Raw genomic sequence first — 24,584 nt, forward strand, 5'->3', positions numbered from 1 at the left:
ATTTAGAGTGGGCGGAGCAGAAATATAAGTCAAAATGTATAGGGGTTGATTTTAGAAACAAAAAAAAGTTTGGATGGGCGGCACATAAAGAAACGTTACAGTTAAAAGACTATAGAGGAAAAGTTAAATGCTTTCATAGTGAAGTATTTAAAAATATGTTCTGTTCCCATTATACTATTAGGCCAAGTTGCTATAAATGTCCCTATAAGGATATTATGCATCCTGCAGATATAACAATTGCTGATTTTTGGAAAATAGATAGTGCAATTCCGGGATTTAATGATGATAAAGGCGTTTCCTTGGTTTTGATTAATAATGAAAAAGGCGAAAAAGTTTTTGACTTGATAAAAAAAGATTTAATCTACCAAACTAGTACAGTAGAAAAATGTATGATGTCTACTATGCAAAGACCATTTTCAAAGCCAGAGGATAGAGAAGAATTTTGGGATTCATATTTAAAAAAAGATTTTGATTTTATGGCTAAGAAATATGGAGAATATGGATTGATTAATGCTTTTAAGAGAAGCTTTAAACTTGGAATAGGAAGAATTTATAGACGAATTAGAAAATGCTGATTGAATATTCTTGTGCGATGAAATCGCACTTCCGGAAATTTGGAAATCAGATGTCCGGAAGTGGAAATCATCTATGCGAGTTTACTCGCGCAGCGTTTTATCTATAGCACTCCAAAAAAATACTGCACTCTCTTGACAACAGGTCTATGATAGAGTCAAGAGGTGATTATTATGTTACATGATGAAACACGAAAACTACTTATTGAAGCTTGGAATAAAACGCACAATGCAAAAGAAATCGCAGAGTGTTTTTCTGTGAATACCAGTACTGTTTACCGCCTGGAAAAACAAATGCGTGAAACAGGTTCTGTAAAAACAATGACATCACAGAGAGGTCGTAAACATGCCCTGACACCGGAAGATATTCAAAACATTGACCGAGTGGTTCAGCAGGAACCAGATATCACAATTGATGAAATCATTGATAAACTTGGTTTGCATGTTTGTAATGAAACAGTCCGCAAGGCAGTTATTAAACTCGGGTATTCTTACAAGAAAAAATCTCTTCATGCCTCAGAGCAGGAGCGTCCCCGATGTCAGGGAAAAACGCAGGAATTGGAAAAAACATATGTCGGAGAAAGACATAAATCATCTGGTTTTTCTGGACGAAAGCGGAGTAAACATCAATATGACGCGACATTATGCCAGAGCATGGAAAAACCGGAGAGCAGTAGATAAAACTCCACTCAACACGCCCTGCAATACAACCGTTCTTTCTTCCATACGTCTGAATGGAGACTGTGCCTATACAGGCTATCGGGGAGGAACTACTGCAGAGCGGTTTGCAGAATACCTGAAAACAAAGTTGCTGCCGACGCTTTCAGAAGCAGACATTATCGTTATGGATAATATGCGTTCCCATCATGCAAAGGCGGTGAAACAGCTACTGGACAGTTCAAAAGTAACCTATCTGTATTTACCCCCATATAGTCCGGATCTGAATCCGATTGAAAAGATGTGGTCAAAACTCAAAGCATTTTTAAGGAAAGAAAAGATACGGATGGCATCGGAATTACCATCAGCTATTTCAAAAGGATTTTTAACAATTCGTCCAAAGGACTGCATAGGGTGGTTTCATTCGTGTAATTATGTGCAATAATTTATTGGATTGCTATAAGTGACATCAGTTCTGATTTTTCGGAACTGAAATTCACTTTTCGATGCATAAACCAAACGATTTGTGGCATACGAAGAAAGGAATTTTTATGAAAATTATTTTTATCCGCCACGGCGAACCGAATTATGAGATTGATTCGCTGACTGAAAAAGGCTGGCGTGAGGCTGAGCTGCTTTCAAAACGGACTGCGAAATGGAACGTCACCGATTTTTACTGCTCGCCGCTCGGACGCGCGAAGGATACGGCTTCTTTTACGCTGAAAAATGCGGGCCGCGAGGCTGAAATTCTTCCGTGGCTGCGGGAGTTTGATGCGCCTGTCATTGACCCGGAGACCGGAAAGCGCCGGATTCCGTGGGATTTTCTGCCGGATGTGCTCGATGCAAACCGGAATCTCTATGACAATGATCTCTGGACGAAAAATCCGATCATGCAGACCGGAAACATGGACGAGAATTACCATTTTGTGACCGACGGACTCGATGCACTGCTCGCGCGCTACGGTTATGTACGCGACGGTTACCGCTATCACGCTTCGGACGACACGAACCGCGAAGCTGTCATTGTCTGCTTCTGCCATCTCGGCGTTACGTGTGTGGCGCTGTCCCACCTGCTGAACATGACACCGGTACAGCTCTGGCAGGGCATGTTCCTGGCGCCGACCTCCGTCACCATCGTCGGAACCGAGGAGCGCAAACCTGGCGAAGTCTACTTCCGCTGTCAGACCGTCGGCGATGTTCATCACCTGCTCTCGGCGGGCGAACCGATTTCGTACTATGGAGCTTTTAACGATCCATTCCAGTTTTAAAACAAAAAGGGAGATTTTTATCATGAATGAAGCAAAATTAAGAGAATACGCAGAGCTGATCGTAAAAATCGGCGCAAATGTACAGAAAGGACAGCGCGTCCGCCTGCAGACCGGTGTTGACCAGGTTCAGCTTGCTACTATGGTCACCGAAGAATGCTACAAGGCCGGTGCCAGCTACGTTGAAGTGATCTGGGAGTGCGGTCCGATCAACAAACTGAATTATCAGTATGCATCCGCAGAAACCCTCGGCACCGTTCAGACCTGGGAGGAAGAGCGCCTCAAACAGATGACCGTGGATCTCCCGGTCCGCATTTTCATCGACTCCTCCGATCCGGACGAGCTTGCCGGCATCTCCGCTGACCTGCTCTCCACCGTCCGCCAGATGCGCGCAAAAGTAACGAAAAAATACCGCGACCAGATTGATGGAAAACATCAGTGGCTGATCGTTGCCGCTCCATCACCGGCATGGGCTGCAAAGGTATTCCCGGGCGAGCCTGAGGATACTGCGGTTGAAAAACTTTGGAACGCCATTTTTGACTGCCTGTACTTAAAAGAAGGCGAAGATGTAGAAAAAATCTGGCAGGCACACTGTGACCGCATGACCCAGAAAGCCAACTGGCTGAATGAGCAGGCGTTCCATAAACTGCACTACACCAGCAAAAACGGCACTGATTTTACCGTTGAACTGATCCCGGGCGCAAAATGGAGCGGCGCTGGTGATGTCAACCATATGAACAATACCTTCTACGTTCCGAATATGCCGACCGAGGAAGTTTTCACCAGCCCGATGCGCGGCAAATGCGAAGGCCGCCTCGTTTCCACCAAACCGCTCAGCTGGTCCGGACAGGTCATCAACAACTTTACCGTTGATTTCAAGGACGGAAGAGTCGTTGACTGCCACGCAGAGCAGGGCGAGGAAGTTCTGAAAAAGATGTTCGCCATGGATGACGGCGCTTCGATGCTCGGCGAGGTTGCACTCGTTCCGAAGGAGTCCCCGATCAACCAGTCCGGACTGATGTTCTTCAACACGCTGTTCGATGAGAACGCATGCTGCCACGTTGCCGCAGGCGCAGGATTCTCTGAGGTACTCGACGGATTTATGGATATGACCGAGGAAGAGATTCACGAAAAAGGTGTGAATGATTCTCTGATCCACGTTGACTTCATGGTTGGATCGGATGACCTGCACATCGTGGGTATCCACGAAGACGGAAGCGAGACGGATGTCTTTGTAAACGGTACCTGGGCCGAGTAATCTGAATAATCATCGCCCCATCCTCTCCATCACTTTGCAAAACACCACCGCCGCAATCGTACTCGCAGCCGTCGCAGCAAGCGCCGGTCCGACAATTGCCGTCGGGTGCACGCTGCCGTATTGACTGCGGTACGCGATGATATTGACGGGGATGAGCTGCAGAGAAGAAATATTTAAAATCAAAAACGTACACATTTCCCGGTTCGCGGTTCCTTCTGGAACCGCGGCCGGGTTTTTCATTTTCCGCCGCTCCTCTTCCAATTCTTCAAACCGTTCCATCGTCTCCAGCCCCGGCGGCGTCGCAGCCGCGCCGAGCCCGAACACATTGCAGATCATATTCATCCCCGCCGCCCGCATCACAGGATGGTCTTCCGGCACTTTCGGAAACAGAAACCGCAGCACCGGCCCCATCCTTTTTACCAGCCCGTCAATCATTCCCGCCTTCTTCGCAATCTCCATCAGCCCCGCCCAGAACCCTGTCACCCCAACCAGCGAAACCGCCAGCACCACCGCCTCCCGTGAAGCCCGGATCACCCCATCCGTCACCTCCGGCATCCGCCCCTGCAGCGCACCGTATACGATTCCGAGAAGCAGCATGGAACTCCATAAAAAATTCATTGCATCACCTGATTGGAAAAGATCTTTATAAAAATATGCTGACTTTATATTTTCCATGCTTCGAACAGCATCCTGTTACACCATATACATTAAATAAAATGGAATATATATTTCTATAGCAAGACCCGAAAATAATGCAAAAAAGGCAGTGCTGCTGAGCGCGAATTGCAAGGAACAGATTTGAAGGCGTACTGGGGTACGACGAAAATCTGTGACGCAGTAATTCACGCTCTGCGGTGCTGAATTTTTTGCATTATTTTCAGGGATTGCTATAAATCGTTAAGAAAGAAAAACAAAACTTTTTCGCCGGGCGCATTCTGTTACATTGTAAGGAAAAAGCAAGATAATGTTAATATCTGTGTTCTATCTTTTCCATTCTTTCTATATTACAATACATATATAGAAATCTTCATTCACCGTTTCAAAAGAATTATTTCCCCGTCAACCAAACTTTATCATTCACTCATAAGGAGGTCTCTTTTATGAAAAAGAAAAAAATCAATTTCTCTGTTTTCTGTCTCTCTGCCATTACCGCATTAGGCATCTTTACCGGCTGTTCCTCAAATAGCAGTTCTGATGCTCAAAGTTCGTCTTCTGTTTCCAGTTCTGTGTCCAACTCTGTTTCAGATACGTCTATCATTTCCGACGCAGAAACTATTGCAGCCAAACATATGCCAGCTGCTGGAGATTATCTAAATGCAACTGACGGCGAATTTACCTGTATCACTATTAGTCCTTACGATGACACTCATTTTAAGTTTAAAATTTCAAAGGCTGTCCTGCAAAACCGCGATGGACAAAATTTTTACGCGGATGAAACTTTCTGTGGTGAGCAATTAGCTTCTTTTGAAAATGCAGAAGACACAACTGCTGTTTATAAAAACGAGCTTTACGATATTTCTTTTGACTGTTCTGATTATGGACGAATTCACCTGTCTGGTTTAGATGAAGCGACTACTTTAGGTTCCAGTTTTGGCAATTCTGAAATTTTACATATCAATTAATACAACAACAGCAGGGAACTTTGTTCTAGCAAAGTTCCCTGCCATATTATCAGCTAATTAACGCTCCATTACTGTCAAATCGATATGCAACTCCATTGATCGTATAAGTTCTATGATTGGAAAAGCAAAGCACTGGGCAACACACAAATTTCTTCGTGTATTGCCCGGCACTTTTTCATTTAAAAATCAATTTCCCGCTTTCCCTTTTCTCATATACGGATTCCGATACAGTGAAATCACAAGTTCCGCAGCCATGAAGCACCAGATGATCGGTTCGCACCAGATTACGGCGCTGTAGTGGTAGCGTGGAATGAATACCATGGCAAAGATAATCTTTCCAAACAGCTCAATAAAGCTCGACAGCAGCGGCAGAATTTTCTCTCCGAGTGCCTGCAGTGCCAGACGGCTGCAGTTGACAAGCCCAAGGGCGAAGAAAAACGGGATGGCTACGCGGAGGTAGCGGGCTCCGTTTCCGAGGACGGTCGGGTCGGATGAACCGGAGATCAGGTGTACCATGGTTGGTGCAAGCGGGGTGACGATTACAATCAGGCACGCGGTTACGCTGAAGCAGAAAATGTAAGCGTAACGGATGCCTTTCCGCACGCGCTCCCAGTTGTCTGCGCCGCGGTTCTGTGCAACGTAAGTGTTGACGGCCTGCGCCATGGAGGAAAGCGGCATCATGGAGAACGAAAACAGCTTTCTTGCGGCAGTATGTCCCGCAATTGTTTCATAGCCGAGGCTGTTGATGCCCGGCTGCAGGACGATCGAACCAACGTAAATGATACTGCTCATGAATCCCATTGAAAATCCCTGCGCCAGCAGATCCGCGTACAGTCCGCGGTCCGGCGCGAAGTGGCGTTTTTCCGGAAGCAGAATTTTCGCTTTTGTAACAATATAAATCAGGCAGAGTACAACGGAAATTCCCTGTGCAATGACTGTCGCAATCGCCGCACCGCGGACACCCATGCCAAAGTTACGGATAAACAGCAAATCGAGCACGATGTTCACCAGTGATGAAAAGATCAGGAACACGAGCGGCATGAAGCTGTTTCCGATCGCCCGCAGCAGGCCGGAGCACAGGTTGTAGGCGAACATGACGAACAGGAAAATCGAGAGAATCGAAATATAGCTGTAGGATTCCTCAAGAATCTCCGCCGGTGTTTTCAGCAGGCGCAGCAGCGGATGCATAAAGATCGTTGCCAGAATGGTGACTACCAGGGTAACGGCAACGCCGATGACAATACAGGATGCAACCGATTTTTTCATCCGGTCCGTCTCCTGCCGTCCAAAACAGCGCGCCGTGACGATCGCAAGACCGTTTCCAACGCCGAACGTAAATCCGGTCATCATCTCATAGATTGACGAACAGGCACCCATCGCCGCAATCGACGAGTCGCCGAGTGTATAGCCGACGATCAGCGTGTCCATCGTGTTGTAAATCTGCTGAAACACGCGGGACGCCATGATCGGCAGGGCAAAAAGCAGCAGAGATTTCAGGATCGGGCCGTGAAGCAGATCGACCTGAGAACTCCGCCGGGTTTGTGTCTGTGACATAAAGAAAATTCCTCCCTCTAATATAATGCATTGTTACTATTATATCAGAAGAGAGGAATTACCGGGCAGATAAAATACCCAAAACCATAAAAAAATACAATAATACAAAACCTTTACGGATTTTCGTCAATGATCGTGCATGTTCCGCCTTTTTCTTCGAAGTAATCCTGCATCTGCGCCGACAGCACATTCACATCCTCGTACTGCTCCGGCTGCACATGGTTCGAAATCCAGGCATCGCCGCCCTCGTACAGGATCTGATACTGGCTGTTATAGGAAGCTTCGTATACATACGCTTCCCCGTCAAGCGTGCATTCATAACGAACGGTGCGAAGCGATGCCTCATCCCGCAGCTTTGATTCTGTGTACACACGAAGCGCGATTGCTGTTCCAATCAGAACAAAGATCGCCGCAAATACACCGACAAACGCATACCGGATCACTTTCCGTCTCCGCACTGCCTGCTGCACCAGCTGATCATTTAAGACCGCAAGCTGCTGCGCAATCTCATTCAATTCGGAAGGCTGCTCCTCCTCTTCCGGCCCGCCGCCCAGCAGCACGCTCACCGGCACTTCAAACAGCTCCGCCATCCGATCCAGCATCACCGCATCCGGAACGGAAATCCCTTTCTCCCATTTTGAAATCGTCTGCCGCACCACATGTAACTGCTCCGCCAGCGTCTCCTGCGAATATCCATTTTTCTTTCGCAGCATTTTAATGTTATCACTCAGCATAACTGTGTCCTCCTCGTATTTGATGGGCTCATCATAATCCCACAACAGGCGTTGCGGCAAGCAACAAAAAATAACATAGCAAATTAGGTTGTATTTATCCTAAAATTTATATATACTATAGAAAAACTCTTAAGGAGGTACCCCAAATGACGATCGACACAAAAACCCTAATTTCCATTTCCGAAGCAAACCAGAATTTTTCCAAAGTCGCCCGCCTGGTAGACGAATGCGGTTCTGCTGTGATTCTGAAAAACAACGTTCCGAGATATCTTGTCATCGACTTCAGCAAAGCCGAGCAGGAAACTACTGCATCTGATGAGGATGTTTTAAGCATCTCAAAACGTCTTATGGAACAGAATAATGAAGCATACGAGGTACTTGCTAAATGAAAAGACTGAGTAAAAAGCAGATTCTCATGCTGCATACTCAGTTGATTCAGCAGACCGGCGGAAGCGACGGGGTCAGAGATTACAATCTGCTGGATTCCGCTCTCGAAACACCTTTCCAGTCTTTTGGCGGAGAAGAATTGTACCCCACCCTGCAGGCAAAAGCCGCAAGACTGGGCTATGGTCTGATCAAAAATCATTGTATGATTGACGGCAACAAACGAATCGGCACACATGCCATGCTTGTTTTTCTTGCCTTAAATGGAATCGAGCTGAGCTATACGCAGAAAGAATTATACGAAACCATTCTTGATGTCGCAGCCGGAAATATTACTTATGAAGAGTTGCTGGAATGGATTCTGGAACACCAAAATTAAACCATAGCTTGTCATTTACTACATCTATTGCAAACCGGCTCTTGCATATATCGAAAAACCGTGTTATAGTTATGACATAAAAGGAAAAGCCAAAGACACTTGGCCTACCCTTGAGTGTTAGCTTTATCCCTAACGGGATCAGCCGTCACTATTTCCGGTAGTGGCGGCTATTTTTTTCCTTTTGTGATCTCTAAAATAAGAGTCACCAATGCGACAATGAATATTCCAAACTGGATCAAATCCGAATATGTAACATACATTGGCATCACCCTCCTTTCATTCGGAGGGTATGTCCCTCCAAGATGAAGGGTAGGCCGCCTTTGTGCTTTGACTTTCCGTATTCCTATCTTAACATATATAACTCTTTATAACAATGTTTTTATTATTCTTTTCTGTCATTCTTTCCCCAGCAAATACTGATAAATATCCCTCTTCGTCACCCCGCGGTCCTTTGCCACGAGTTTCATCGCTTCTTTTTTTGCAATCCCCTGGTCTTCGTACCGTTTCATATGTTCTTCAATCGAAATCTCCTCAAACGCCGCCTTCGCCTCGTCCTCGATTTCTTTCTGGCTTCGGCCTTCAATCACAAGCACGCATTCCCCTTTCGGGTCTTCCTGCTCGTAGCGGGCAATGGCATCTTCAATCGTGGTTTGCCATGCCGTTTCATGTTTCTTAGTCAGCTCCCGGCAAAGCGTCAGTCTGCGGTTGCCAAGTGTTTCCAGCAGTTCCCGCAGTGTCTTCAGCAGATGATGCGGCGCCTCGTATACGATCATCGTTCTCGTTTCGTTTTTCAATCTTTCCAACGCCAGCTTATGCTCTTTCTTATCCGGCGGAAGAAACGCTTCGAACACAAATCTTCTCGTCGAAAGTCCCGACAGTGTCAGTGCCGTCACGCACGCACACGCGCCCGGCAGGCTTGTCACTTCGATTCCGGCCTCGTACGCCATCTTCACCAGCTCCTCACCCGGATCCGAAATTCCCGGCGTTCCGGCATCTGTGATCAGCGCAATATTCGTTCCCGCCAGCAGCTTCTGCACCAGCTCGCGGCCCTTGTCGTATTTGTTGTATTCGTGATAGCTCGTCATCGGCGTGTGAATCTCAAAGTGGTTCAGCAGCTTAATGCTGTTTCTCGTATCCTCCGCCGCGATCAGATCGACCTCCTGCAGAATGCGGATCGCACGGAAGGTCATGTCCTCCAGATTTCCAATTGGTGTTGCACACAAATATAATTTTCCTGCCATGTTCTTATCTCCCGTCTCCATATAATTCCCGGATGTCCTTTGTATACACGCCCGGCGTCTCATACACAATCAGCGGTTTCTCCACGGTAATCCTCGGATTTCCGCCTTTCATCGCCTCGATCAGCACCATGTTCGGCTCCTTGTCCACAAACGGATACACGAGCTGCATCCTTTTTGGTTCCAGATGATATTTTTTCAGCGTCGAAAAAATCTCCGCCAGCCGGAACGGCCGGTGCACCAGATAGAACCGGCCTTTCGTCTTTAAAACCGCCGATGCCTCTTTCGCAATATCATCAAACGAGCACAGCACCTCATGCCTCGCAATCGTCTTCGCCTCGAGCGCATTCGTCAGCCCGTGCTGCCCCGTCATGTACGGCGGATTGCACGTCACCACATCAAACACTTCTTTTCCAAACTGCTGCGATGCCGTCTTCACATCTCCCTGGAAAATCTCAACATCATTTTCCAGATGATTGTACCGCACACTCCGCTGCGCCATCTCGGCACTGTATTCCTGAATTTCCAGCCCGGAAAAATGCTCTCCGTTCGTCTTCGCCTTCAGCAGAATCGGCACAATTCCCGATCCCGTGCAGAAATCCATCGCCCGCTCCCCGCGCTTCACCTTCGCGTAGGATGCCAGCAGCACCGCGTCGATGCCATAGCAGAAAAGGGATGGATTCTGTATCATCCAGTAACCGTTCTGCAGATCATCGAGCCGCTCACCCGGCTTCAAAAATTCTTCTTTTCTATCCAATGAAACTCCCTCCTCCTGCTGACCGCCCAGCGCCGTATCACATAAAAAGAAGCGTCAGTTTTACCCGGCGCTTACTTTTTTCAAAATGCATTCCAAATCAATCTTATTCCGGCTGTTTTGCCTCTTCCGAAGAAGCCTGCTCCCCGGAGCTGTTTCTGTCTTTTTTCTTCTCTTTTCCTTTTTCCTTCTTATGCTTCGGCTTGAACTTGAGCTCCTCCACCGGGTACTCCCGCATTTCCTTCTCGTCGTTCACATCAACCAGCACTTTCACGAGCTGGCGAAGCACATTCACACCGGAAACCTCACCTTTCATGCCGTCCGGCAGCGTTACGATATCGCCGACACCCGGCAGCTTGCGGTTCAGGTACTCGTAAGTTTCCTGTTCATTTTTCAGACAGCACATCAGTCGTCCGCAGACACCCGAAATCTTCGTCGGATTCAGGGACAGGTTCTGCTCTTTTGCCATCTTGATCGAAACCGGCGCAAACTCGGACAGATACGTGTGGCAGCAAAGCGGTCTTCCGCAAATGCCGATTCCGCCGAGGATCTTCGTCTCATCGCGGACACCGATCTGGCGAAGCTCGATTCTCGTCTTAAAGACTGCCGCCAGATCCTTTACCAGCTCGCGGAAATCAATTCTTCCGTCGGCGGTAAAATAAAACAGCATTTTGTTATTGTCAAACGTATACTCTGCATCGATCAGCTTCATCTCCAGGTTATGTGCCCGGATCTTCTTCTGGCAGATTTCAAACGCTTCTTTTTCTTTCTTGCGGTTGTTCTCCTCCCGCGCATCATCCTTCGGCGTTGCGATGCGGATGACTTCTTTTAACGGCTGGATCACCTTGGAATCGTCAACTTCCTTTGGTCCCAGCACAACGAAACCATACTCTACGCCGCGCGCCGTCTCAACGATAACGTGGTCGCCCACGCAGATGTCCAGCTCTCTCGGCGAGAAATAATATACTTTTCCTACGTTTCGAAAACGTACTCCTATAATTGTTATCATGCTATCAGTTTTCCTTCATTGTCAGGAACATAAGCTCCATGGTTAAATCAAAATTAACATTCGCGTTCAGGCGGGCTCTCGCCTTCTGAATCGCCTCTATAATCTTCTCCAGGCCTTCGTATGAGCTCTTATTCGCTCTCTCACGGATTCCATTCAGCTCCTGCTTGAACACAAGGGAATCGACCTCTTTTGTCGCCTTAAAGAGCAGAACATCGCGGAACCATAAAGAAAAGATATCGAAGTAATCGTCAATATTGTCTTTTTCGGCCGTCAGTTTTTTGATCGTCTCCACGATCTCATACAACGGCATACTGTCGGCGTACTTTGCCATGCGGAGTGCATTTTCCAGCGTCTCCTCGTATTCCGGAGAACGGGCAATCCGCTCTGCTTTTCCGATATTTCCCTGCGCCAGGGACGCATCAACCTCTGCCTGGTAATCCGGCACATGCATTTCATTCATCAGATAATCTTTCACAAGCTGGTCTCCCACTGGTTTTAAATTCAACTGCACACAGCGTGACGAAATCGTCGGAAGCAGCGCATCCGGGTTGTCTGCCAGAAGCATGACAACTGCGTAGGCCGGCGGCTCCTCGATCGTCTTCAGCAGTGCGTTCTGCGCCTGAAGTGTCAGCTTCTGCGCCTCGTCGATGATATAAATCTTGTACGGACTGCTGTACGGCTTGATCATCACATCGTTAATGAGCTGCCCGCGGATTTCATCGATACTGATGGTGTTCGGCTTCTCATGTTTCACATAAATGATATCCGGATGATTCTGGCTTTGTGCCTTTTTACAGGACGGGCATTCCATACAGGGCTCGACCCCGTGCTTCTCGCACTGAAGCGTCATCGCAAACAGCGAAGCCATCATTTTCTTTCCCGATCCACTCTCTCCGCCAAAAAGATAAGCATGAGATACTTTATTCATCGAAATGGCATTCTGTAAATGCGTTATGATTTCCTGATGTCCTACAACCTTCTGAAAACCCTGCATAAAATCACCCCCTGGAGTTCTTTTGTATTTCTGTGCCCGCAGTGTACCGTTCAAAAACGCTTCCGCGTTTTTTCACTGAGGGCTGTCGCCCTATTAAAATAAAAACTAACGCTTCCGTCTGCAAGCAGCCGCAATCGTCATTTTTTATTTTAGCACTGCTCATAGTATATCACATCTCTTTCTGTTGTTCCACAAAATTCTGAATTTCGGAAAAACAGTCTTCCGGCGTAGAATTATTGGAAAATCTGCGGACAATTCCAGCCTCCGCAATCTTCTCCTCCGTAAAATCCTCACAGTCCGCCAGGAATCTCCGGCACATCTCCGCGTATTTCGGCTCTGTCTGTTTTCTTTCCCGTTCCAGTGCCCGCGAAAGCCGCAGCCCGTCGTCCACCTCGATATACAGCGGAACCATCGCCTGCTCCCCGAAATATGCCTTTAATTTCAGATACGATTCCAGTGTCCCGATTCCGAGATAATCATGCTTCGCAAGATCAATCTGCCCGTCATCCGCCGTAAAATAATACCACGGCCCCTGCACCGTCGAATACATGCGCTCCTCGATAATCTTTCCGGCCTCCCGCAGTTCCGAAAGCCGTTTTTCATCCACAAAGAAATACTCTCTTCCGTCCTGCTCCCCGATCCGGATCGGCCGTGTTGTATACAGCACAAACGGTTTTAAATCCAGCGCCGTCTCCTGGATCAGATGCTCATAAATATGATCTTTCCCTGACGCACTTTTTCCCATCAGATAGTAAATTTTTCCCATTTTTTATCTCCCCGAAACACAGATTCTTTATGCCTTAAACCGGTAACCAACGCCCCAGATCGTCTCGATATACTGCGGCTTTGCCGTATTAAACTCTATTTTTTCACGGATCTTCTTGATATGCACCGTAACCGTCGCAATATCTCCGATCGACTCCATATCCCAGATCTCACGGAACAGCTCTTCTTTCGTGAAAACGCGGTTCGGATTCTCCGCAAGGAAGGTCAGCAGATCGAACTCTTTCGTTGTAAACTGCTTCTCCTCTCCGTTCACCCACACGCGGCGCGCGGTCTTGTCGATCTTGATGCCGCGGATCTCCACAACATCATTCTCTTTCTTGCCGTTTCCGACCAGACGGTCGTACCGTGCCAGATGTGCTTTCACACGCGCAACCAGCTCACTCGGAGAAAACGGTTTCGTCATATAGTCATCCGCACCAAGACCGAGTCCGCGGATTTTGTCGATATCATCCTTCTTTGCCGAAACCATGATAATCGGAATATCCTTCTTCTCGCGCACCTCACGGCAGATCTCAAAGCCGTCCACCTCCGGCAGCATCAGATCCAGAATCAGCAGATCAAAATCCTCTTTGACCGCCCGCACAAGACCGGTGTCTCCCTGGTTTTCAATCTCTACCTCAAAGCCCGAAAGCTCCAGATAATCTTTCTCCAGATCCGCAATGGATTCCTCATCCTCAACAATCAGTATCTTACTCATGAAACAGGTACCTCCTGGTATTTTCTTAATACAAAGTACATTGTGGTTCCCACGCCTTCTTTACTGGTGGCCCACACTTTTCCGCCGTGGTCTTCGAGAATCTTCTTCACGATGGAAAGACCGATGCCGCTGCCGCCCCTCGTGCTGTTGCGGGACGCGTCGGTGCGGTAGAAACGGTCGAAAATCTTCGTCAGATCCTTCGTCGCAATTCCCTTTCCGTTGTCCTCAATCTCCACCTGCACAAAATCTCCGACATCGCGCAGACGGATGTTAATGACTTTATGGCTCTTATCCATGTATTTGATGGAATTGCTTACAATGTTATTGATGACACGCTTGATCTGCTCCGCATCTGCAATGACGATCGGGTCGTCCTCGAGATAATTAAAGTATGTCAGATCCACATGCTGCGCGTCAAGCTCCAGATTCAGTTCTTCCACACAGTCATCGAAATAATCCGCGATATGGATTTTCGAGAACGTATACGGAATGCGGTTCGTGTCAATCTTGGAATAAAACGTCAGCTCATTGATCAGACGGTCCATCTCATTCGCTTTGTTGTAAATGGTGCGGATGTAGCGGTCCATCTTCTCCGGCGTATTTGCCACGCCGTCCATGATTCCCTCGACATAACCCTTGACCGCGGTAATCGGTGTTTTCAGGTCATGCGAAATGTTGCTGATCAGCTCTTTATTCTCTTTGTCGAACTCGACCTTTTCCTCCGCCGTCTCTTTCAGCCGGATACGCATCTCCTCGAAATCTTCGCAGAGATCGTTGATCTCCTCCACGCCGCACGGCTCCACGGTAAAGTCAAGATTTCCGTCCTTGATATTCTGTGTCGCCTTTTTCAGCTGCTCGAGCGGTCCGATGACGCCGCGGTAAATCCAGAGGCTGAGGCCCAGGCTCGTGAGCACCAGAATCAGCACAATCACAATACCGAGCTCTCTTACCATGCCCGTAATCTGCGGCGCAATCTGGTCTGTCTTGGTGACGATGAACGCACTGCATTCTTTTCCGTCCGCGTTCTCATAGTCCACCTGTTTGACCATCCACTGTTTTTCATTGCGGAAATAAACGCCGCCCTTCGAATTGGCCCCCGGGTCACCGTATTTCGGTAGCTCATTTTCCAGATTCTCCGATGACAGCTCCGCCGAGCCATTGTAAATGATGACGCCATCCTCGCGCACCGCGATAAACGACTGTTTCTTCTGCAGTCTTGCATTCAGAATCGAGAGATAATCCGTTTCTTCCAGCTTTGCGGTATCCGAATTTGCGGTATCCTCCACTTCGTCGTACTCTTCTGATGTCATCGCATTCAGCAGCAGAGTATTGTTCGAAATGGTTCGGTACGTTGCGTTTGCAAGACCGTATTTCTCGCCGATGATCTTTGTCTTATACCCTACAAACAAGTAAAGCGTCAAGGCACACATGACAATCGGAACCAGTATGATGATGAAAAAAGAAATGATTACTCTCGTCCTTAATTTCATGCTTTTCTTCTTTTTTTCCATATAAGATCCACCTGTTTTCCAACACATATTTCGTACTTTTGCGCACAAAAAATCCCCAGTACGCAGTCTAAATTTATTATAGCACAACGCCTGAGGATTTTTCATTAACTTAGATGAATCTTTCTAAACTTTCTATAAACAGAAAAGCCTGAAATTAGAGGTATTTCTTCAGGTCTTCTACTTTATCCAGTTTCTCCCACGGCAGATCCAGATCGTTTCTTCCGAAGTGGCCGTAAGCGGATGTCTGTTTGTAGATCGGACGACGCAGATCCAGCATTTTGATGATTCCAGCCGGACGAAGGTCGAAGTTCTCGCGAACGATGTCTGTCAGTTTGTTGTCGGAGAGTTTTCCTGTGCCGTAGCTGTCGATCATGATGGAAGTCGGATGAGCGACACCGATTGCGTAGGAAAGCTGGACCTCGCATTTGTCGGCAAGACCTGCTGCTACGATGTTCTTTGCTACGTAACGTGCTGCATAAGCTGCAGAACGGTCTACCTTTGTACAGTCTTTTCCGGAGAAAGCTCCGCCGCCGTGACGGGCGTATCCGCCGTAGGTGTCTACGATGATCTTACGTCCGGTGAGACCGGAATCTCCGTGAGGTCCGCCGATTACGAAACGGCCGGTCGGGTTGATGAAGAATTTGGTGTGCTCATCTACCATGTCTGCCGGGATGATTTCGTCGAATACGTATTTTTTGATATCCTCATGGATCTGCTCCTGGGATACTTCCGGATCATGCTGAGTGGAAAGAACAACCGCATCAAGACGGAAAGGGTTGCCGTTCTCATCGTACTCTACGGTTACCTGTGTTTTTCCGTCCGGACGAAGGTAGCTTAAAGTACCGTCTTTGCGGACTTTGGTCAGCTGGCGAGCCAGTTTGTGTGCCAGATAAATCGGATATGGCATATACTCATCGGTCTCGTTGCTCGCAAATCCAAACATCATACCCTGATCTCCGGCTCCGATGGCATCGATCTCCTCGTCGCTCATGTTGTTCTCTTTTGCTTCGAGCGCTTTGTCTACACCCATAGCGATATCGGTTGACTGTTTGTCCAGTGCAACGATCACTGCGCAGGTGTCAGCGTCAAATCCGTATTTTGCACGGTCATAGCCGATCTCGCGAACGGTGTCGCGGACGATCTGCTGGATATCGATCTGTGCTTTGGAGGTGATCTCACCCATTACCATCACGTATCCTGTTGTGGTGCAGGTTTCGCATGCTACACGGCTCATCGGGTCCTGCTCAAGCAGAGCGTCCAGAATCGCGTCAGAAACGGCATCGCAGAGTTTGTCCGGATGTCCTTCGGTTACAGACTCAGAAGTAAACAGTCTTTTTTCCATTCTCGTTCTCCTTTTTTCTTCTCTTCTCTTTTGATCTTCTATAAGATCTCTGAACAATAAAAAAGATCCGCAAGCGAAGCGGACCTGAATAGTAATGTTCAAATCCCCTTATTGTTCGAAAGTTTCGCTCAGGCTGGCACCTTCCCAATGGGTTTCCATCTGGGGGTTGCCGTGGTTTCACAGATCCTATGTATCTCCACCACTCTGAATAAGAGAAAAGCAACTGAATTTTTGATATTGTTTTTTGTTCCTCTGATACACTATCGCAAAATACGTCATTCGTCAAGAGGAAATGAAAGGAATTGAGACATTTTCCTGGAAGTGTCGGACTCAAACCGCCAAAATCCCGGAAAATACACTGCCCCGGAGCTTCTGGCGGATTGCCGAAGCCCCGGGGCAGCAAAAAATCATGTTTCTTTTTCGTGTTCTTTAATGTAAAGGAATCCCGTCCTGTTTTCCGGCGTGTATTCATCCGTCGGCACAATTTCAATCGTCACCGTCCGCGCTTTTCCATCCTGCTCGCAGTGATATGTGATTGTCTGCGCAACCTTGGTTTCATCAAACCGCCGGCGGATCGCATCGAGATCTGTTTTTGCAAGATAATCGTCTTTGTCTTCCGGTGCAATCTGATCTTCCGTGGACAAATGCTCCAGCCAGGATGACAGACTCGTCGGTGCGCCGTCCTCCGTCTTCGGCGGTTCCCAGCTCAGGATCCGGTAGCTGTCCTTGTTCAGATTGATTTTCAGCACCTTCGGATACAGCTTGCAGAGCGCAATATACGCGGCCGGCTGTCCTCTCCGGTCCACGCCGTTCCGGCTGTAATACATCGCCTTTTTCTCATACATGCGGATATCCGCTGCATGCGCTATCTCGTGTACGGACTCCCACTCTTTCTCACGGCTTGAGACAATACCGTACGAAATCGTCATGGAATCGATCTGCTCGCCTTTCCAGGACTCCACCGTTTCATCAAACACCTGACGGATTTCCTGCATCCGCTGCGAATTTGTAAAGAGGATCGCAACAAACTCGTCGCCGCCGATCCGGTAAACCTTTCCGTAATCTTCAAACGTCTTCCGGATACAGTAGGCTACCCCGCGCAGCAGTTCATCTCCCGCCGCATGGCCAAGACTGTCGTTCACAATTTTCAGTCCGTTGACATCCATGGAAACATAGACAAACTCCGTCGATGGCCGCAGCCCGCGGATATCCTTCTCATATGCTCTGCGGTTCAGACATCCCGTCAGTTCATCCGTATTCGATGTCTCGATCAGCATCTCTTCTTTCTGCTTCTCATTTTCAATGCTCTGAATCGTGAAAATTGCCTTCACCGGCTTCTTATTGATGTCTGCCCGGATCGTAACAAACGATGCACGGAACCAGCCAAAATCCTTTCCTACAAACTCTCCGGAGATAATTTTCTTTCCCTTCATGCGCTCCGCAACCGTGTGCAGATCTACGAACTGATCCGCCTGCTCCTGGTACGCCTCAATGACGGTCTCCGCCATAATCTCATGCATTCTCTGATCCGCATTCCGGTAAATCTTTCCGGTCTCCTGTTCCTCCGTCTGGTCGGAATAGGCAATGACGGAATCCTGTTCCAGATTTACCAGATACATCCGATAATAAATCTCTGCCATCGACGCCAGAATACCGTACTGCTCTTTTCTCTCCCGGTTTGCTTTCAGAACCCGCGAAACCAGATACAGCAGGATTACACACGCAATGCACAGATACAGCGCAACCATCAGAATCGCAATCAGGTTGCTCTCATTATCCGCAGATACCGCAAAGGTAACACCAACCAGGTATTCTCCCAACGTTTCAAAAACGCAGTTGTATTTCTCTCCGTGGATTTTTACAATTCCGCTCACCATCTTTGTTCCGCCGAGGTACGCCCGCGGCATACCGATGGCTTCCAGCTTCTTTCCGATCGTATTCTCATCCGTTGCACCCAGGATTTCATGGGTATCGAGATCTGCCACGTAAAGATTCATGCCCTGATACATCGGCATATTGCTCACTACAGTCGATACATCATTCTGTTTGATCTCCGCCAGAAGCCGCACTGGTTCGATCCCGACCTGAATCATCTTATCTCCTGTGCTGTTCCAGGTGATCGCATACATCATGCTCCTTCCCTCCGAGGTGTTCGGCGTGATATCCTGGCACATCGTAAGACCCTTGTTCTCCAGCATCGGCTTAAAGTACTCCATCTGCTCGCCGGAGTCAAAGCTGTATCCATAGTACTCCGGTTTTGTTCCGCTATAAATTTTTCCCGTCGCATCAAACAGATGAATTTCGTCAATCGACATCAGCGACGCGATTTTCTGCAGCTCCTCTGTATCATATTCCGCTTCCGGCCTTGACTCCAGAATGTACGCCACCGCCCGCGCACGGACAATGTAATCCTCCTTCAGCGACTTGATCAGATCTTTCTCGTTCTCCTGATTTTTCTCAATAATGCTGATCGACTGATCCAGCAGCATCTGTGACATCTTGTCCGCATTTTTACTGTTGACGTACATCAGAATCCCTGCCTGCAGAAACAGTGCCACAACGACCATTCCAACCATCAGAACGATGATGATCTTCCATTTTATCCGGTCTGTAAATCTGCTTTTCTTCATCTCATAGCCCTTTTCTCTTCCATTTTTTCAACTCTCTCTTTTCTTCCCTTCTTCCGTCCCGGGAATGCGCAAAAATTTTCATTAGTACTCATACTATACCATACTTTCTTAAAATTTTCCTTATTTCATTACAATTATTTGTATAAATTTTATTTTTTATTAAAATGAAACATTATAAATTTGAGCATTTCTGACAAAAAGCAAAAAAAGAAGGCGTCCCCGCTCTCCTTTCGGATTGCAGAAACGCCTCCTTATTTTTGTTATGAAAGATTTCAAGGTCATGGAAAGATCAGCAGATCTTATTTATGCCACTCCCAGTTGCGGATCTCTTCGAGGTCCTGGCCGTACTCAGCGATGTACTGTTTGTGCTCGATGAGTTTGTCGTTCATCTTCTGGATCAGGTGAGCACCCTTGTTGCCCAGCTGCGGCAGATGCATGATGACATCTTTAACCAGGTTGAAACGGTCGATCTTGTTCTGAACACGCATATCAAACGGAGTTGTGATGGTACCCTCCTCCTGATAGCCGTGAACGGACATGTTGTGGTTGCGACGCTCATAGGTCAGCTCGTGGATCAGAGTCGGATATCCGTGGAATGCGAAGATGATCGGTTTATCTTTGGTAAACAGAGCATCGTACTCGCGGTCGCTTAAGCCGTGCGGATGTTTCGTCTCGGATTCCATCTTGAACAGGTCGACAACGTTGATGACACGAATCTTCAGATCCGGCATCTCATCGCGGAGAATGGTAGTTGCAGCCATGATCTCCAGAGTCGGAGTGTCACCGCAGGCAGCCAGTACAACGTCTGGCTCTTCACCCTCGTCGTTGCTTGCCCAATCCCAGATGCTGATACCCTGTGTGCAGTGCTTAACAGCCTGCTCCATGGTCAGCCACTGGCAGCTCGGGTGTTTCGATGCAACGATTGCGTTGACGTAGTTCTTGCTCTTGATGCAGTGATCAAAGCAGGAAAGCAGGCAGTTCGTATCCGGTGGGAGATACATGCGGACAACGTCTGCTTTTTTATTGGCAATGTGATCCAGGAATCCCGGGTCCTGATGGGTAAATCCGTTGTGGTCCTGCTGCCATACATTGGACGTCAGGATGAAGTTCAGAGAAGCGATCGGCTGTCTCCAGGAAAGCTGGTTGCAGACTTTCAGCCATTTTGCGTGCTGTGCAGCCATGGAGTCAACGATACGGATGAATGCTTCGTAGCTTGCAAAGAAGCCGTGACGTCCGGTCAGAAGGTATCCTTCCAGCCATCCCTCGCACATATGCTCGCTCAGCATACCGTCCATGATACGGCCGTTTCTTGCCAGATGATCATCGTTCGGAAGAAGCTCTGCGTTCCAGTCGCGGTCAGTAGCCTCGAAAGCTCTGTACAGACGGTTGGACATAGACTCATCCGGTCCGAAGATACGGAAGTTCTGGTTCTCCTCATTCAGATGGAAAATGTCGCGGATGTATCCGCCAAGCTCGATCATATCCTGTGCTTTTGTCTTGCCAGGCTCAACTTCGATTCCGTAGTTTCTGAAGTCAGGCAGACGCAGGTCTTTTAAGAGTTTACCGCCGTTTGCATGCGGGTTGGCACCCATACGGGCATCACCCTTCGGGCAGAGCTCTGCGATTTCCGGTTTCAGACGGCCGTGCTCGTCAAACAGCTCTTCTGCGTGATAGCTCTTCAGCCACTCGTCCAGAAGTTTCAGATGCTCTTCCGGTTTCTCCATGGAGATCGGCACCTGATGTGCACGGAAGCTGCCTTCGATCTGCAGTCCGTCTACGAATTTCGGGCCGGTCCATCCCTTTGGTGTGCGGAGAACGATCATCGGCCATACCGGTCTTTCCGGATCGTTGTTCTCACGGGCATTTTTCTGGATTGCCTTGATCTCTTCGATGACGGTATCCATGGTCTCAGCCATCCTGCGGTGCATGGCCATCGGATCGTCGCCCTCTACGAAGTATGCTTTCCAGCCGCATCCTTTGAAGAATGCTTCTACTTCTTCATGAGACAGACGTGCAAAGATGGTCGGGTTGCTGATCTTGTATCCGTTCAGGTTCAGAACAGGAAGAACAGCACCGTCGGTGATCGGGTTCAGGAATTTGTTTGACTGCCAGGAAGTAGCCAGCGGGCCTGTCTCGGCCTCACCATCACCTACTACGGTAACGGCAATCAGATCCGGGTTATCAAAGACTGCACCGAATGCATGTGCAATCGAGTATCCCAGCTCACCGCCCTCATTGATGGAACCCGGGGTCTCCGGAGCACAGTGGCTCGGAACTCCGCAAGGGAAGGAGAACTGTTTGAACATCTTTTTCATGCCTTCTTCATCCTGGCTGATGTTCGGATATACTTCGCTGTAGGATCCCTCCAGATAGGTGTTGGCGATCTGGAAGTTTCCGCCATGTCCAGGGCCGGACAGGTAAATCATATCAAGGTCATAACGTTTGATGGCACGGTTGCAGTGTGTCCATACAAAGTTCTGTCCCGGTACGGTTCCCCAGTGGCCTACAATTTTTTTCTTTACCTGACCAAGGGTAAGCGGCTCTTTTAAAAGCGGGTTGTCCAGAAGGTATAACTGGCCGGCAGACAGATAGTTTGCGGCACGCCAGTACTCGTTCATCTTCTCGAGCATTTCATCGCAGAGCGGCTGTTTCTCCAGGCACATTTCTACTTCGCTCATAGTTGAGACTCCTTTCATTACGTACTTTACCTTACGTCCCCATCTTAAAACCTGTACGTTCAACATTTCAAGTTATATCTTGCGTAATTTTTTAAGTAGTTAATTTTTTTTAAAAAGGATGTGGGGCTGCCGCACTAATTTTCAATTAGTGCGGCAGCCCCATCTGCTGTATCGTTTTTTCTACTCTTCTGCTTTCATCTCGCGGACAATCTTCCGCAGCTTCAGAATCATGGATGGAGCAACAGAAAGCTCATCCACTCCCATTCGTACAAACTGCTCCGTCAATGTCAGGTCCGCACCGAGTTCCCCGCAGATTCCTGCCCATTTTCCGCATTTGTGCGCATTTTCCACCACCATACGAATCATTCGAAGAACCGCTTCATGGTGTGGATTGTAAAAGTCATCCAGCTGCTCATTCTGACGGTCAATCGCAAGAGTATACTGGGTCAGGTCGTTCGTTCCGATGCTGAAGAAATCCACCATTTCCGCCAGACGGTCGCTAATCATCACGGCTGCCGGTGTCTCGATCATAATGCCCTGCTCCGGAATTTTATACTGCACTTCCTGCGCTTTCAGCTCTTCCTCTACCTCCGCGACAATTGCGTAGATTTTTTCTACCTCTTCTGTTGATGTGATCATCGGATACATGACAGAAAGGTTTCCGTAAACGGCTGCACGGAACAGTGCGCGAAGCTGCGCTTTAAAAATCTCCGGCTGTTTCAGACAGATCCGGATTGCACGATACCCAAGCGCCGGATTTTCTTCTTTTCCAAGATTAAAGTAATCCACCTGCTTATCGGCCCCGATATCCAGTGTACGGATAATCACTTTTTTGCCTGCCATGGTCTGCACGGCCTGTTTATAGGCCTGAAACTGTTCTTCCTCCGTTGGGAAATCATTTCTTCCAAGATAGAGGAATTCGCTTCGGAAAAGTCCGATTCCGCCGGCGTCATTTTCCATCACATAGCCAAGGTCACCAACACTGCCGATATTTGCATAGATGTTGATCTTACGGCCATCCGGCGTAACGTTTTCTTTTCCCTTCAGTTCCTCAAGAAGCTTCTGTTTTTCTGCTTCTTCCTGCATTCTTTTTTCGGTTTCTTTCTGCACGCCTTCTTCCGGTTCAAAGATAACCTGACCCGAAAAACCGTCTACAACGGCCGTCATACCGGTTTTCAGACTGTTTAAATCCATCGGGACACCGATCAGTGCCGGAATATTCATCATTCGCGCAAGAATCGCAGTATGAGAGTTGGTAGATCCATGCACAGTCACAAACGCAAGTATTTTTTCTTTGTCCATCTGTACAGTTTCACTCGGACTTAAATCGTCTGCCACTATAATAGATGGTTCTATAGAGCTCAGGTCGTTATCTCCCTCACCGCTTAAATTGCGAACCAGACGTTCGGAAATATCTTTTACATCTGCGGAACGGGCCTTCATATATTCGTCATCCATAGCCGCAAACATCTCTGCAAAATTATCGCCGGTTGCTGCTGCTGCATATTCTGCATTCACCAGTTCTGTCCGGATCATGTTCTGCATCGATTCCAGATAATCTTCATCCTCCAGCATCATCTGATGAACTTCAAAGATCGCCGCACTTGCCTCTCCGACCTCCCGGACTGCCTTGTCATACAGTCTGCCAAGCTGTTTTTTCGAAACCTCCACGGCTTCTTCCACACGCTTCACTTCTGCTTCCGGATCTTCAATCCGGGCTCTTTTAACCTGATAATCATTTTTCTTCAGAACCGCAACCGGCCCCATAACAATTCCTTTATATACGGATTTTCCCTGAAAATACTGCATTTTTTATCCTCCGAGCGCTTTTTACAGATTTGCTTCGAAAAACGCTTTCAGCGTCTCAATCGCTGCATCTTCGTCCTCTCCGTTTGCTGCAACAGTTACGGTATCTCCCTGTTTTACGCCAAGTGACATCAGCATCATCAGCTGCGTCAGTTTTTTCGTTTTCCCATCTTTTGTGATGGTGCATTCCGATGCAAAATTCTTTGCCTCCTTTACCAGCATTCCTGCCGGTCTTGCGTGGATTCCCAGTTCATCTTTAATGGTATATTCAAATGATTTCATGTTTTTATTCTCCTTCTTCTCTGTCCATAATCCGTTCTATGTGCATAGCGAGATATCCAATCTCAATCTCCTCCATCGGAAGTTTCAGCCGTTTTTCCATCTCCTCACAGATTCGTTTTGCCGCCTGAAAGGCTTCCGGGAACTTTACGGACATATAGTCATTCATATTTACTTTCAGTTTTTCTCCACTGACCGCTCTTGCCACCATATAGCGGATATGGTTCATCATACGGTTATACGACAACGACATCACATCGATGGTGTGCCCGGTGATATGCTCCACCAAAGAAATACTCTCCCGGACCGCTCTTGCCACTTCCATGGCCTGTGAAACATTTTCCTCCACAATTGCCGAATGAACGTGAAGTGCAAGATAGCCGATTTCATGTTCATCAATCTCGATCTGAAGCCGTTCTTTTAAAAGCTCCCTGA

General features: G+C 47.9%; 25 protein-coding genes and 1 riboswitch. Of the genes, 8 read left to right on the forward strand and 17 right to left on the reverse strand.

Translation table 11 applies throughout. From position 1 onward, the window contains the following. The 5 genes from ACY2VW_RS10585 to ACY2VW_RS10605 form a co-directional block, all read left to right on the forward strand. Nucleotides 1-575 (forward strand): Coenzyme F420 hydrogenase/dehydrogenase, beta subunit C-terminal domain (locus ACY2VW_RS10585; RefSeq protein WP_461878045.1); only part of this gene is annotated, 575 nt, incomplete at its 5' end. Between the two features lie 171 nt (nucleotides 576-746). Then, nucleotides 747-1,253, forward strand: coding sequence for a helix-turn-helix domain-containing protein (locus ACY2VW_RS10590; RefSeq protein WP_461878046.1), 507 nt, complete (start codon nucleotides 747-749; stop codon nucleotides 1,251-1,253). Beyond that, a complete protein-coding gene (locus ACY2VW_RS10595; RefSeq protein WP_461878047.1) occupies nucleotides 1,144-1,674 on the forward strand; it encodes an IS630 family transposase in 531 nt (176 codons plus the stop codon). Before ACY2VW_RS10590 ends, ACY2VW_RS10595 begins: the two co-directional genes overlap by 110 nt. Nucleotides 1,675-1,780: 106 nt before the next feature. Then, nucleotides 1,781-2,497, forward strand: a complete 717-nt coding sequence (locus tag ACY2VW_RS10600; protein ID WP_461878048.1) for a histidine phosphatase family protein — start codon at nucleotides 1,781-1,783, stop codon at nucleotides 2,495-2,497. A gap of 22 nt (nucleotides 2,498-2,519) precedes the next feature. Beyond that, nucleotides 2,520-3,752: an aminopeptidase gene (locus ACY2VW_RS10605; RefSeq protein ID WP_461878049.1), complete on the forward strand. Its 1,233-nt coding sequence runs from the start codon at nucleotides 2,520-2,522 to the stop codon at nucleotides 3,750-3,752. 9 nt (nucleotides 3,753-3,761) lie between these two features. Here ACY2VW_RS10605 and ACY2VW_RS10610 read toward each other — a convergent pair whose 3' ends face one another. Beyond that, the gene (locus tag ACY2VW_RS10610; protein ID WP_461878050.1) at nucleotides 3,762-4,370 is read right to left on the reverse strand and encodes a nucleoside recognition protein; all 609 of its coding nucleotides are present in this window, start codon (nucleotides 4,368-4,370) and stop codon (nucleotides 3,762-3,764) included. 482 nt (nucleotides 4,371-4,852) lie between these two features. On the opposite strand from ACY2VW_RS10610, the gene ACY2VW_RS10615 reads away from it, so the two are divergent. After that, complete coding sequence (locus ACY2VW_RS10615; RefSeq protein ID WP_461878051.1) at nucleotides 4,853-5,374, forward strand: hypothetical protein; 522 nt, start codon at nucleotides 4,853-4,855, stop codon at nucleotides 5,372-5,374. A 186-nt stretch (nucleotides 5,375-5,560) separates the two neighbouring features. Here ACY2VW_RS10615 and ACY2VW_RS10620 read toward each other — a convergent pair whose 3' ends face one another. Then, a complete protein-coding gene (locus tag ACY2VW_RS10620; protein WP_461878052.1) occupies nucleotides 5,561-6,928 on the reverse strand; it encodes an MATE family efflux transporter in 1,368 nt (455 codons plus the stop codon). Between the two features lie 113 nt (nucleotides 6,929-7,041). Then, nucleotides 7,042-7,662 carry a helix-turn-helix domain-containing protein gene (locus ACY2VW_RS10625; RefSeq protein WP_461878053.1) on the reverse strand — a complete coding sequence of 207 codons (621 nt, stop codon included), beginning with the start codon at nucleotides 7,660-7,662 and terminating at the stop codon, nucleotides 7,042-7,044. 146 nt (nucleotides 7,663-7,808) lie between these two features. On the opposite strand from ACY2VW_RS10625, the gene ACY2VW_RS10630 reads away from it, so the two are divergent. Both ACY2VW_RS10630 and ACY2VW_RS10635 read left to right on the forward strand, forming a co-directional pair. Then, a complete protein-coding gene (locus ACY2VW_RS10630; RefSeq protein WP_461878054.1) occupies nucleotides 7,809-8,051 on the forward strand; it encodes a type II toxin-antitoxin system Phd/YefM family antitoxin in 243 nt (80 codons plus the stop codon). Next, nucleotides 8,048-8,425, forward strand: a complete 378-nt coding sequence (locus ACY2VW_RS10635; RefSeq protein WP_461878055.1) for a type II toxin-antitoxin system death-on-curing family toxin — start codon at nucleotides 8,048-8,050, stop codon at nucleotides 8,423-8,425. Before ACY2VW_RS10630 ends, ACY2VW_RS10635 begins: the two co-directional genes overlap by 4 nt. 167 nt (nucleotides 8,426-8,592) lie before the next feature. On the opposite strand, the gene ACY2VW_RS10640 is transcribed toward ACY2VW_RS10635, so the two are convergent. From ACY2VW_RS10640 to ACY2VW_RS10705, 14 genes are all read right to left on the reverse strand, one after another. Continuing rightward, on the reverse strand, nucleotides 8,593-8,691 hold the full coding sequence (locus ACY2VW_RS10640; RefSeq protein WP_334302879.1) for a putative holin-like toxin: 99 nt from the start codon (nucleotides 8,689-8,691) through the stop codon (nucleotides 8,593-8,595). 129 nt (nucleotides 8,692-8,820) lie between these two features. Continuing rightward, nucleotides 8,821-9,666, reverse strand: coding sequence for a 16S rRNA (cytidine(1402)-2'-O)-methyltransferase (gene rsmI / locus ACY2VW_RS10645; protein WP_461878056.1), 846 nt, complete (start codon nucleotides 9,664-9,666; stop codon nucleotides 8,821-8,823). A gap of 4 nt (nucleotides 9,667-9,670) precedes the next feature. Next, nucleotides 9,671-10,354: a tRNA1(Val) (adenine(37)-N6)-methyltransferase gene (locus ACY2VW_RS10650; protein ID WP_055226320.1), complete on the reverse strand. Its 684-nt coding sequence runs from the start codon at nucleotides 10,352-10,354 to the stop codon at nucleotides 9,671-9,673. A 169-nt stretch (nucleotides 10,355-10,523) separates the two neighbouring features. After that, on the reverse strand, nucleotides 10,524-11,426 hold the full coding sequence (locus tag ACY2VW_RS10655) for a PSP1 domain-containing protein (protein ID WP_461875100.1): 903 nt from the start codon (nucleotides 11,424-11,426) through the stop codon (nucleotides 10,524-10,526). A gap of 4 nt (nucleotides 11,427-11,430) precedes the next feature. Further along, complete coding sequence (holB, locus tag ACY2VW_RS10660; RefSeq protein WP_117762179.1) at nucleotides 11,431-12,420, reverse strand: DNA polymerase III subunit delta'; 990 nt, start codon at nucleotides 12,418-12,420, stop codon at nucleotides 11,431-11,433. Between the two features lie 169 nt (nucleotides 12,421-12,589). Continuing rightward, entirely contained in the window at nucleotides 12,590-13,186 is a 597-nt protein-coding gene (locus ACY2VW_RS10665; protein WP_461878057.1) for a nucleoside/nucleotide kinase family protein, read from the reverse strand. Nucleotides 13,187-13,213: 27 nt separating this feature from the next. Next, nucleotides 13,214-13,903: a response regulator transcription factor gene (locus ACY2VW_RS10670; protein ID WP_022461272.1), complete on the reverse strand. Its 690-nt coding sequence runs from the start codon at nucleotides 13,901-13,903 to the stop codon at nucleotides 13,214-13,216. Further along, on the reverse strand, nucleotides 13,900-15,393 hold the full coding sequence (locus ACY2VW_RS10675; protein WP_461878063.1) for an ATP-binding protein: 1,494 nt from the start codon (nucleotides 15,391-15,393) through the stop codon (nucleotides 13,900-13,902). The genes ACY2VW_RS10670 and ACY2VW_RS10675 overlap by 4 nt, the downstream gene beginning before the upstream one ends. 175 nt (nucleotides 15,394-15,568) lie before the next feature. Next, entirely contained in the window at nucleotides 15,569-16,756 is a 1,188-nt protein-coding gene (gene metK / locus ACY2VW_RS10680) for a methionine adenosyltransferase (RefSeq protein WP_461878058.1), read from the reverse strand. A gap of 105 nt (nucleotides 16,757-16,861) precedes the next feature. Further along, nucleotides 16,862-16,971: riboswitch (SAM riboswitch) on the reverse strand. 192 nt (nucleotides 16,972-17,163) lie between these two features. Then, complete coding sequence (locus ACY2VW_RS10685; protein WP_461878059.1) at nucleotides 17,164-19,386, reverse strand: sensor domain-containing diguanylate cyclase; 2,223 nt, start codon at nucleotides 19,384-19,386, stop codon at nucleotides 17,164-17,166. A 299-nt stretch (nucleotides 19,387-19,685) separates the two neighbouring features. Next, nucleotides 19,686-22,064, reverse strand: coding sequence for a phosphoketolase family protein (locus tag ACY2VW_RS10690; RefSeq protein ID WP_461878060.1), 2,379 nt, complete (start codon nucleotides 22,062-22,064; stop codon nucleotides 19,686-19,688). Between the two features lie 180 nt (nucleotides 22,065-22,244). Further along, nucleotides 22,245-23,873 (reverse strand): phosphoenolpyruvate--protein phosphotransferase, encoded by a 1,629-nt coding sequence (gene ptsP / locus ACY2VW_RS10695; RefSeq protein WP_461878061.1) that lies wholly within the window; start codon nucleotides 23,871-23,873, stop codon nucleotides 22,245-22,247. A 21-nt stretch (nucleotides 23,874-23,894) separates the two neighbouring features. Beyond that, complete coding sequence (locus ACY2VW_RS10700; protein ID WP_117801790.1) at nucleotides 23,895-24,152, reverse strand: HPr family phosphocarrier protein; 258 nt, start codon at nucleotides 24,150-24,152, stop codon at nucleotides 23,895-23,897. 4 nt (nucleotides 24,153-24,156) lie between these two features. After that, a partial coding sequence (locus tag ACY2VW_RS10705; RefSeq protein WP_461878062.1) for a PRD domain-containing protein occupies nucleotides 24,157-24,584 on the reverse strand: 428 nt, incomplete at its 5' end.

This window comes from Fusicatenibacter sp., from assembly GCF_977045365.1.

What these genes read in the sequence shown, in the direction of transcription:
- ACY2VW_RS10640 (WP_334302879.1), bottom strand. Translation starts at nt 8,691, where the DNA reads ATGCCAATGTATGTTACATATTCGGATTTGATCCAGTTTGGAATATTC.
- ACY2VW_RS10620 (WP_461878052.1), bottom strand. Translation starts at nt 6,928, where the DNA reads ATGTCACAGACACAAACCCGGCGGAGTTCTCAGGTCGATCTGCTTCAC.
- metK (WP_461878058.1), bottom strand. Translation starts at nt 16,756, where the DNA reads ATGGAAAAAAGACTGTTTACTTCTGAGTCTGTAACCGAAGGACATCCG.
- ACY2VW_RS10635 (WP_461878055.1), top strand. Translation starts at nt 8,048, where the DNA reads ATGAAAAGACTGAGTAAAAAGCAGATTCTCATGCTGCATACTCAGTTG.
- ACY2VW_RS10625 (WP_461878053.1), bottom strand. Translation starts at nt 7,662, where the DNA reads ATGCTGAGTGATAACATTAAAATGCTGCGAAAGAAAAATGGATATTCG.
- ACY2VW_RS10690 (WP_461878060.1), bottom strand. Translation starts at nt 22,064, where the DNA reads ATGAGCGAAGTAGAAATGTGCCTGGAGAAACAGCCGCTCTGCGATGAA.
- holB (WP_117762179.1), bottom strand. Translation starts at nt 12,420, where the DNA reads ATGCAGGGTTTTCAGAAGGTTGTAGGACATCAGGAAATCATAACGCAT.
- rsmI (WP_461878056.1), bottom strand. Translation starts at nt 9,666, where the DNA reads ATGGCAGGAAAATTATATTTGTGTGCAACACCAATTGGAAATCTGGAG.
- ACY2VW_RS10600 (WP_461878048.1), top strand. Translation starts at nt 1,781, where the DNA reads ATGAAAATTATTTTTATCCGCCACGGCGAACCGAATTATGAGATTGAT.
- ACY2VW_RS10650 (WP_055226320.1), bottom strand. Translation starts at nt 10,354, where the DNA reads ATGATACAGAATCCATCCCTTTTCTGCTATGGCATCGACGCGGTGCTG.
- ACY2VW_RS10655 (WP_461875100.1), bottom strand. Translation starts at nt 11,426, where the DNA reads ATGATAACAATTATAGGAGTACGTTTTCGAAACGTAGGAAAAGTATAT.
- ACY2VW_RS10595 (WP_461878047.1), top strand. Translation starts at nt 1,144, where the DNA reads ATGTCGGAGAAAGACATAAATCATCTGGTTTTTCTGGACGAAAGCGGA.
- ACY2VW_RS10665 (WP_461878057.1), bottom strand. Translation starts at nt 13,186, where the DNA reads ATGGGAAAAATTTACTATCTGATGGGAAAAAGTGCGTCAGGGAAAGAT.
- ACY2VW_RS10700 (WP_117801790.1), bottom strand. Translation starts at nt 24,152, where the DNA reads ATGAAATCATTTGAATATACCATTAAAGATGAACTGGGAATCCACGCA.
- ptsP (WP_461878061.1), bottom strand. Translation starts at nt 23,873, where the DNA reads ATGCAGTATTTTCAGGGAAAATCCGTATATAAAGGAATTGTTATGGGG.
- ACY2VW_RS10610 (WP_461878050.1), bottom strand. Translation starts at nt 4,370, where the DNA reads ATGAATTTTTTATGGAGTTCCATGCTGCTTCTCGGAATCGTATACGGT.
- ACY2VW_RS10590 (WP_461878046.1), top strand. Translation starts at nt 747, where the DNA reads ATGTTACATGATGAAACACGAAAACTACTTATTGAAGCTTGGAATAAA.
- ACY2VW_RS10615 (WP_461878051.1), top strand. Translation starts at nt 4,853, where the DNA reads ATGAAAAAGAAAAAAATCAATTTCTCTGTTTTCTGTCTCTCTGCCATT.
- ACY2VW_RS10675 (WP_461878063.1), bottom strand. Translation starts at nt 15,393, where the DNA reads ATGAAATTAAGGACGAGAGTAATCATTTCTTTTTTCATCATCATACTG.
- ACY2VW_RS10685 (WP_461878059.1), bottom strand. Translation starts at nt 19,386, where the DNA reads ATGAAGAAAAGCAGATTTACAGACCGGATAAAATGGAAGATCATCATC.
- ACY2VW_RS10605 (WP_461878049.1), top strand. Translation starts at nt 2,520, where the DNA reads ATGAATGAAGCAAAATTAAGAGAATACGCAGAGCTGATCGTAAAAATC.
- ACY2VW_RS10670 (WP_022461272.1), bottom strand. Translation starts at nt 13,903, where the DNA reads ATGAGTAAGATACTGATTGTTGAGGATGAGGAATCCATTGCGGATCTG.
- ACY2VW_RS10630 (WP_461878054.1), top strand. Translation starts at nt 7,809, where the DNA reads ATGACGATCGACACAAAAACCCTAATTTCCATTTCCGAAGCAAACCAG.